The organism is Pseudomonas sp. NFX5, from assembly GCF_049132125.1.
In the GTDB taxonomy this organism is placed as follows: Bacteria; Pseudomonadota; Gammaproteobacteria; order Pseudomonadales; family Pseudomonadaceae; genus Aquipseudomonas; species Aquipseudomonas marginalis.
Window position 1 is genome coordinate 19,596 of sequence record NZ_JAFMZG010000033.1, and the last position, 8,277, is coordinate 27,872.

Consider the following 8,277-nt stretch of genomic DNA (forward strand, 5'->3'; position numbering starts at 1 on the left):
GTCATTTCTTCGCCTCGGCAGGCGCGCGGCCGTAGATGTCGTCGAAGCGCACGATGTCGTCTTCGCCCAGGTACTCGCCGCTCTGCACTTCGATCATCACCAGGTCGATGATGCCGGGGTTGGTCAGCCGGTGTTTGTGCCCGGCGGGAATGTAGGTGGACTCGTTGGCGTTGATCAGGAACTCGCGGTCGCCATTGGTGATCTGTGCCGCGCCGCTGACCACCACCCAGTGTTCGCTGCGGTGGTGGTGCATCTGCAACGACAGCGAGGCCAGCGGCTTGACCACGATGCGCTTGATCTTGAAACGGCTGCTTTCCTCCAGCACGGTGTAGGTGCCCCACGGCCGGGTCACCGTGCGGTGCAGGCTGTACGCCGGATGGTTCTGGCGCTTGAGCTCGGCGACGATATGGCGCACATCCTGGCTGCGGTGGGCGTCGGCGATCAGCAGCGCGTCGGGGGTGTCGACGATGATCAGGTCGCGCACCCCCACGGCGCCCAACACGCGCTTGGGCGAGTCGATGTAGCAGTTGTGCACGTCATGCAAAATCGCTTCGCCATTGATCTGGTTGCCATGGGCATCGCTGGGGGTGAGCTGGCGCAGCGCTTCCCAGGACCCGATGTCGCTCCAGCCAATGTCACAGGGCACCACGGCCACATGCCGGGACTTTTCCATCAAGGCCACGTCGATGGAAATATCCGGGGCACTGCCGAACGCATCCGCATCCAGTTCACGTTGGCGCGAGGTTGTGTTCTGCAGGCTCTGGCTGTGCTCCAGCGCGGCGCGTGCGGCCTCCAGCACGTCGGGTGCATGGGTGGCGAGCTCATCCACCAGGGTGCTGGCCTTGAAGCAGAACATGCCGGCGTTCCACAGGTGCTTGCCGCCGTCCAGGTAGGCCTGGGCGGTGGCCAGGTCGGGTTTCTCGACGAAGCGTTTGACCCGGTAGCCATGGCTCAGCGCCTCGCCTTGCTCGATATAGCCAAAACCGGTTTCCGGGTGGTCGGGCTGGATGCCGAACGTCACCAGGTAGCCGGCTTCGGCCAGGTCGCGGGCCTGGGTCACGGCCTCGGCGAACGCCACTTCATTGAGGATCAGATGGTCGGCGGGCATCACCAGTAACTGTGCGTCGCCGCCGAAATGCTCCTGCACATGCAGGGCCGCCACGGCGATGGCCGCCGCCGTGTTGCGACCGAACGGTTCCAGCAGCAGGTCCAGGGGCAGGCGGGCGTTGTTCACTCCGCGGTAGTCATCGAGGGTACGAAACAACAGGTCGCGGTTGGTCACCGTGAGCACGCTTTCCACGCCGGGCAGTTTGGCCGCGCGCAGGAAGGTTTTTTGCAGCAGGCTCTGGCCATCGCGCATGCGCATGAAGGGCTTGGGCATGTTCTGCCGCGACACCGGCCACAGTCGAGTGCCCGAACCACCGGAAACGATGCAGGGAATTAATCCGTTGAGGGTCTTCATCAATAGACTTCCTTGGTGGAAAGGACGGCCGGGACCGTCATGAAAACGATGTACAGGTCAAACCACACCGACCACTTGGAGATGTACTCCAGGTCGTACTCGACACGTTTCTGGATCTTGAACAGGGTGTCGGTCTCACCCCGGTAACCGTTGATCTGCGCCCAGCCGGTAATCCCCGGTTTCACGCGGTGGCGCGAGCTGTACTCGCTCACCGCCACTTCGAAGGGTATGCCGGCGGCTTTGGTCGCCGTGGCATGGGGGCGCGGGCCGACCATGGACATGTTGCCCAGCAGCACGTTGAACAACTGCGGCAGCTCGTCGATGCTGGTCTTGCGGATGATGCGTCCCACCCGGGTGATGCGCGGGTCCTGGCGGGTGGTCTGGCGTTCGGCGGTGAAGTCGCTCTGGTCGGTGTACATCGAGCGGAACTTGAACACGCGGATTTCGTTGTCGTTGTAGCCAAAGCGGTTCTGGCGAAACAGGATCGGCCCTTTGGAGTCGAGCTTGATCGCAATCGCCGTCGCGACCATCACAGGGGACAGCGCCACCAGGGCCAGGCTGGCCAGCAGCACATCCTCCAGGCGCTTGATCACCGGCGACCAGCCACGCAACGGCAATTGCGAGGTGTTGAACATCAGGATCCCGCCCACATCGGTGATGCGGCTATGGCCGTAGCGCAGGGCGGCCATGTCGGGCACCAGCATCACGTTGACCGACATCTGCCGCAGGCGATTGACCAGCCCGTGGATGCGCTGCTCGGCGGCCCAGGGCAGGCAGATCATCACTTGGTTGACCTGCTCGGCGCGGATGAGTTTTTCCAGCTCACGGGTGTTGCCCAGCAGGGGCAGGTTGCTCAATTCCTTGGGGATCCGCTCGGTGCGATCGTCGATAAAGCCGATCAGGCCGGAGCGGATATCACCGTTGCGTTGCAGGTGGTCGGCGACGTGCATGGCGGTGTCGGTAAAGCCCAGGATCACCGTACGTTGCAGGTATTTGCCCTTGCGCATCAGGCTGCGGTACAGGCGCAGCATCAGCAGGCGCTCAAGGCAGAACAACCCGAGGCTGGCGACGTACCAGGCCACCAGGTTACGCGGGGTCAATTGCGGGAAAAACTGCAGGATCTGGTACATGAACAACAGGATGCAAAACGCCGCCGACCATGCCTTCACCTTGGTTTTCAGGCGCAGTCGGTTGCTGAACAGTTCTTCGGAATAGATGCCCAGGGCCTGGAACAGAATGATCGTCAGGACCGCGAAAAATACCAGCAGGCCGAGGAAGTGCCCGCGCAGTTCGGGGTCCATCGGGTCGATGAACATCACCAGGATCAGCGGGGGCAAAATGGCACTCAGGCCATGTATGAACTTGACGAAAACAACAAAGAACTCAACAAAACCGGCGCGCGTTAAAAACAGGCTGTCGACGGACGACTTCTCTCGCATAAAACATCCCTCATTGCACGCCAGAGCTATTGTTTGGATGTTTGTTCAATAAAGCAGCGAACTGCTTTAGAGAGCACTTCCAACTACGGCTACTCTGGGTAATACGCAACTATCAATTCAAATGCAGCTATCCATTTGAAGGGAATTTGCGGGGGTAGTGACTACAGGAGTGTTACCTTAATCAATCTGTCAATTAATTGACTGTGGTGCGGAGATGGCAGGGCAGACAGGTTTACCAGTATTTTGTTCGGCATTTTATTGACATTCCTTGTCCGGGTACGCGGTGATTGGGTGTGTTTTTGAGTGTAGAAACAAATGCAGGATTTTTCCTGCATAAAGGAAAAACCTTTTTTCAAAGGCGGTAGGAAGGGGGGACAAAGAGGGGTTGGCAGGGCGCACGAAGTGCCCTGCCTGCGGGACTTTCGCCAGATCAGAAGTTGCCTTTCAAACTCACCGTAAAATTTCGCGGTTCGCCATAAAAGTTGCCCCAGGAGGCTGTTCCGACAGTGTTGTAGTAGCTTTTATCGAATAGATTGTTGCCGTTGAGTGCGACGGTCCAAGTGTCGTCGATACGGTACGCCACACGGGCACTCCAGGTTGCGTAACCGGCCTGTTCGAGCTTGATGGTCTGCACGCGGTAATTGCTGCTCTGGGCGTTGACGCCGGTGCCCACGCTCCATTTCGACAGGGCGCCGTCGAGCTGGTAGTCGCCCCACATGCGCAGCATGTGTCGAGGTACGTAGGTGTTGGACGTACCGCCCTCCAGGGCGGTATCGATGTTCTTCAGGGACTTGGTCTGGGTGTAGGTGTAGCCGCCGGATACCTGCAGGCGCTCGAGCACTTCACCGCTGATTTCCGCCTCCACCCCTTGGGCGCGCACCTTGCCGCTGTCGGTGTAGCAATAGCCGTCGGCGGAGGTCGGGCACTGGGCGATGTAGTCGGATTCGGCCGCGTTTTTCTCGACGGCGCGGAACAGCGCCAGGGAGCTGTTGAGGCGCCCGTCGAACCATTCGCCCTTGATACCCAGCTCGTAGTTGTCACCGATCTTCGGCTTGAGCGCGGCGCCATCGAGCGTGGCATAGGAACTTTGCGGCTGGAAGATATCCGCGTAGCTGGCGTACACCGACAGGTGCTCGTTGAGGTCGTAGATCAGTGCGGCAAACGGCGTCACTTCACCGGTTTCCCGGGTGCGGGCATCCTGCAAGGCCCACTCGCCCCAGGCCAGGTTGTTGGACTGGCGACGGTTCTCGTACCAGCTCACGCGGCTGCCTACGATAAACATCAACGGCTCGGCCAGGCGTAGGCGCAAGGTGGTGTAGGCGCCGTACTGGGTGGCGGTTTCCTTCACCGTGCCGCCGCGATACATGTTCGGCCAGAAGGTGCTGTTGGCCGGCTCCGGGAAATGGTGGTCGGGTTGGTAGATGCCTTGGCGCCTGGGCAGGTTCTGGATCGCGTACACATCGTCCTGGGTACCACGGCTGCCATTGGCACCGAGGATCAGTTCGTGTTCCAGCCCGAAGGCTTCGAACTTGCCGTCCACATAGGCGTCGAGGCCGAAGTCCTTGTGGTCGTAGTCCATCAGCGCCGCATAGGAGTTGGCCGTAGGCGTCGGGTTGCCGTAGGCAATGGTGCCTTCGCTGGCGGCGTATTTGGTGTCTTGCAGGTTGCGGCTGTGCACGGCCGCAACCTTGAGTTTCCAGTCATCGTTGAAGTGATGGGTGAGGTCGGCGAAGAAGGTGGTGCGCCGGCTTTGCCAGTCGTTCCAGGATTGGCCCAGGCAGGTGGAGCGGCTGAGGTGGGCGCTTTTGCCGTCGGCATAGCGCGGCAGGCCGCCCCAGCACGGTGTGGCGTCGACGTCTTCATGGCTGGCGCCGAAGCCCAGGGTGGTGTCGGCGCTGAGATCGACATCCAGGGCGCCATAGAAAGCCTGGTCCTGGCGCTTGGAAATATCCATGTAGGAACCGCGATTCTGTTGGCTGATCGCCGCGCGGCCGCGCACCGTACCGCTGTCATTCAGCGGGCCGCCGGTGTCGACGTCGGCGCGGTAGTTGTCCCAGGTGCCGGCGGACAGCGACAGGCTGGTGGTGGGCTTGGCCTGGGGCCGCTTGCGCACGAAGTTCACCGCGCCGCTGGCGGTGCCGGCGCCCTTGAGCATGCCCGCCGCGCCCTTGAGCACTTCGACGCGGTCGTAGATCGCCATGTTCGCGCTGAAGCTGTCGGCCTGCACGTAGTCCTTGCCCATGTCCAGGGGCACGCCGTCGTACTGGTACTGGCCGAGCATCTTGAAACCACGGGAATAAAAATATTTGCCGCCCATGGGTGATTCGTAAGTGGTGATCCCGGGCGTGCGTTCCATCACGTCATCGATGGTGGTGAGGTTCTGGTCATCCATCAATTGGCGGGTCATCACACTCACCGATTGCGGCGTTTCCCGCAGGCTGTGTTCGCCCTTGCCGATCGTCACCGCGCCTGTGGTGTAGGCCCCGGTGCCATCGGTGGTGGTGCCCAACCGCTCACCGGTGACCGTGGTGGCGCCCAGGTTCAGCGCGCCGCTGTCGGCCACTTGCGGCAACAGCAGCCAGGTACTGTTGCCCTGGCGCTGGGCTTGCAGGCCCTGGCCACGCAGCAACCGGTCGAGCGCCTGCTCGCGGTCCAGGCGACCACTCAGGCCCTGGCTGGTCTTGCCGGCGACGCTGGTGGCGTCGTACGACAGGCTGATGCCGGCCTGGCGGGCGAACTGGTCCAGGGCCGTGGCCAGGGAACCGGCGGCGATGTTCCAGTCGCGGGCCTGGGTGTCGCTGGCCGGCGTTTCGGCCCATGCGAACGGCGGCGCGGTTGCGCAGCTCAGGCAGGCGCCGAGCAAGGCGGCGTGCACCGCGTGCTTGAGGGGTGAACGTGGGAAGGGGAACGCGTGCATGACCGCGGGATGCTCCTGAAGGAAGTGAACAGAACCGGCCTGTTGATCGGCCTTTCCTTACAGGTCGAGCGGCAATGAGAATTCACCTCATTTATTTTCGAGAATGTTAAACGCGGGCGGTGACGGTCACCCAGTAGCGGCTGCGGTAAGTGACATCGAGCTTGAGTGAGTGGGCTACCAGGCCCAGCACCTCATCGGTGTCGTCCAACTGATAAGTGCCCGACACCCGCAACCCGGCCACCGCTTCGCTGCAGCGCAGCAGGCCGTTGCGGTAGCGGCCCAGCTCGGCGAGGAAAGCATCCAGGCGCATGTCCCGGGCGCTGATCACACCATCGCTCCAGGCCCAAGGGTCCAGGCCATTGGAGGCGAGAGAACGAATGCCACTGCGGTCGAACAGCACCTGTTCGCCGGGGTTGACCACTTGGCGCGCGCCGGCGGCGTGGTTGTCGGCAAACACCGCCACCGTGCCCTGCTGCACGGCGAGCATGGTGCCTTGGGGCTCTTCGCGTACCAGGAAGCGCGTGCCGAGGGCGCGCAGGTAACCGTCACGGGTCTGTACCCAGAAGGGCCGCGTGTCGGCACCGGGATTGACCAGTATTTCACCCTGGCGCAACTGCACCAGGCGTCGTTCCTGAGTAAACGCCGTGTCGAGTGCGCTGGCGCTGTTCAGTTGGATGCGGCTGCCGTCGTTCAACGCCACCCAACGCCGTTCGCCGGTGGCAGTGCGGTAGTCGGCCATCAAGGCGGGCAGCGGGGTGCAGTCGCGGCCGAACCAGGTCAGGCCGGCCGCACCGGCCACCAGGCCGAGCAGCTTCAACCCTTCACGCCGGCTGATACGTCGACGCGCCCCGTGCAGGGCGTGGCGGCCGACCTGCGCGGGCAGGTGGCTGAACTCATCATTCATCGTCGCCACCCGTTGCCAGACCTGCTGGTGTTCGGCGCTGGTGTGCAGCCAGCGCTCGAACGCAGCGGTGCTGGCGTCGTCGGCGACGTTGAAACGCAGCTTGATCATCCACTGGATAGCCTGGTCGACCAGGCGCGGGTCAGAGGTCGGCATAGCGCAACCGATAGCAGGCGTGCAGCGCCTTGGACAGGTCACGCTCCACCGTAGCCTTGGACACCCCGAGGCGCAGGGCGATCTGAGCGCAGGTCAGGCCGTCCAGTTGCGCCAGCAGGAACGCTTCACGCACCCGCGGCTTGAGCTGGTCGAGCAGGCGGTCGATGCGTTCCAGACTGTCGAGAATCAGCAGGCGGGTTTCTTCCGACGGCACGTCGGCCTGGGGGAAATGCGCAAGGCTTTCGAGGTAGGCGCGCTCCAGTTCGCGGCGCCGGTACTGGTCGATCATCAAGCTGCGGGCGATGCTGCTCAGGTACGCGCGCGGCTGCAGTACGGCCTGCTGTTTGCGTGCGTTGAGCAGGCGCACAAAGGTTTCCTGCGCGAGGTCGGCGGCACGTTCACGGCAACCGGTGCGTCGGCTCAACCAGCCGCGCAGCCAGGAGTGATGGGTGTGGTAAAGCTGGCCGATGGCGGCATGGTCCAGTGGGTGATCGCTCGACATGGGCATCCTGGCGCAGCAGTCTTAATTGATAATGTTTCGCATTCTAGACGCTGGTCGTGGCCATTCGCAATTGCCGATGAACAATGTATCCAGCACAATTTTTTGTTCGCTCCGGGCCCACGCACTAATCTGCAGGCTTTCCCGGTGGAGGGCTTGAGCATGATCGACCTTGGGACCCTGGCGGTTTTTTCAGGTGCTGTGCTGTTGTTGCTGTTATCCCCGGGGCCGAACATGGCCTTTGTGATCAGCCATGGCGTCACTCACGGCTGGCGTGGGGGAGTGGCCTCGGCCCTGGGCATCGGTGTGGCCGACATACTGCTGAGCGCATTGACCGCCAGCGGGGTGACGGCGTTGGTCGCCAGTTGGCCGCCATCCTTTGACGTGATCCGCTGTGCGGGTGTGGTCTACCTGCTGTGGCTGGTGTTCAAGACGCTGCAGAAAAAACCTGGGCCAGATACTGCCCACCTGCACCGTGTGCCCCTTGGCCGGGTGTTTCTGCAGGCCATGCTGAACAGCCTGCTCAACCCCAAGGCGTTGCTGTTTTTTGTGGTGTTTTTGCCGCAGTTCGTACGGCCGCAGGCCGGCTCCATCGCCGTGCAGTTGATGCTGTTGGGCGGCGTGCTGACCTTGATCGCTGGGGTGTTTCACCTGCTGCTGGGCATTTTCGGCGGGGTGCTGAGCCGCTTCTTCGCCAGGCGCCCAAGAGGCGCCTGGTTACAGAGATGGGGCTTGGCGACGGTGCTGAGCGTGCTGGCGGTGCGCCTGGCGGTGATGTCGCGCCCAACCTGACCCCATGAGGTGAAGGGATTGTGCGGCGAGCAAGCGGTCTGTGGCCAAACGAGCTTGTTGTGGTGATCGAGCTTGTTGTGGTGAGCGAGCTTGCTCGCGCCGGGGCTGCGC

Annotated in this window: 6 protein-coding genes; 1 reads left to right on the forward strand and 5 read right to left on the reverse strand. The window is 62.4% G+C overall.

Going from position 1 to position 8,277, the window contains the following annotated elements:
• Position 1 precedes the first annotated feature (1 nt).
• The 5 genes from J1N02_RS24375 to J1N02_RS24395 form a co-directional block, all read right to left on the reverse strand.
• Positions 2–1,462, reverse strand: coding sequence for a mannose-1-phosphate guanylyltransferase/mannose-6-phosphate isomerase (locus J1N02_RS24375; RefSeq protein WP_169899750.1), 1,461 nt, complete (start codon positions 1,460–1,462; stop codon positions 2–4).
• Positions 1,462–2,901, reverse strand: a complete 1,440-nt coding sequence (locus J1N02_RS24380; protein WP_098479963.1) for an undecaprenyl-phosphate glucose phosphotransferase — start codon at positions 2,899–2,901, stop codon at positions 1,462–1,464. Before J1N02_RS24380 ends, J1N02_RS24375 begins: the two co-directional genes overlap by 1 nt.
• A 430-nt stretch (positions 2,902–3,331) precedes the next feature.
• The gene (locus J1N02_RS24385) at positions 3,332–5,818 is read right to left on the reverse strand and encodes a TonB-dependent siderophore receptor (protein WP_414887448.1); all 2,487 of its coding nucleotides are present in this window, start codon (positions 5,816–5,818) and stop codon (positions 3,332–3,334) included.
• A gap of 106 nt (positions 5,819–5,924) precedes the next feature.
• Positions 5,925–6,875, reverse strand: a complete 951-nt coding sequence (locus J1N02_RS24390; RefSeq protein ID WP_421147913.1) for a FecR domain-containing protein — start codon at positions 6,873–6,875, stop codon at positions 5,925–5,927.
• A complete protein-coding gene (locus J1N02_RS24395; RefSeq protein ID WP_053132260.1) occupies positions 6,862–7,377 on the reverse strand; it encodes a sigma-70 family RNA polymerase sigma factor in 516 nt (171 codons plus the stop codon). The genes J1N02_RS24390 and J1N02_RS24395 overlap by 14 nt, the downstream gene beginning before the upstream one ends.
• A gap of 159 nt (positions 7,378–7,536) precedes the next feature.
• On the opposite strand from J1N02_RS24395, the gene J1N02_RS24400 reads away from it, so the two are divergent.
• Positions 7,537–8,166, forward strand: coding sequence for a LysE family translocator (locus J1N02_RS24400; protein WP_027603110.1), 630 nt, complete (start codon positions 7,537–7,539; stop codon positions 8,164–8,166).
• Positions 8,167–8,277 lie beyond the last annotated feature (111 nt).

What these genes read in the sequence shown, in the direction of transcription:
- J1N02_RS24400 (WP_027603110.1), top strand. Translation starts at nt 7,537, where the DNA reads ATGATCGACCTTGGGACCCTGGCGGTTTTTTCAGGTGCTGTGCTGTTG.
- J1N02_RS24380 (WP_098479963.1), bottom strand. Translation starts at nt 2,901, where the DNA reads ATGCGAGAGAAGTCGTCCGTCGACAGCCTGTTTTTAACGCGCGCCGGT.
- J1N02_RS24395 (WP_053132260.1), bottom strand. Translation starts at nt 7,377, where the DNA reads ATGTCGAGCGATCACCCACTGGACCATGCCGCCATCGGCCAGCTTTAC.
- J1N02_RS24385 (WP_414887448.1), bottom strand. Translation starts at nt 5,818, where the DNA reads ATGCACGCGTTCCCCTTCCCACGTTCACCCCTCAAGCACGCGGTGCAC.
- J1N02_RS24375 (WP_169899750.1), bottom strand. Translation starts at nt 1,462, where the DNA reads ATGAAGACCCTCAACGGATTAATTCCCTGCATCGTTTCCGGTGGTTCG.
- J1N02_RS24390 (WP_421147913.1), bottom strand. Translation starts at nt 6,875, where the DNA reads ATGCCGACCTCTGACCCGCGCCTGGTCGACCAGGCTATCCAGTGGATG.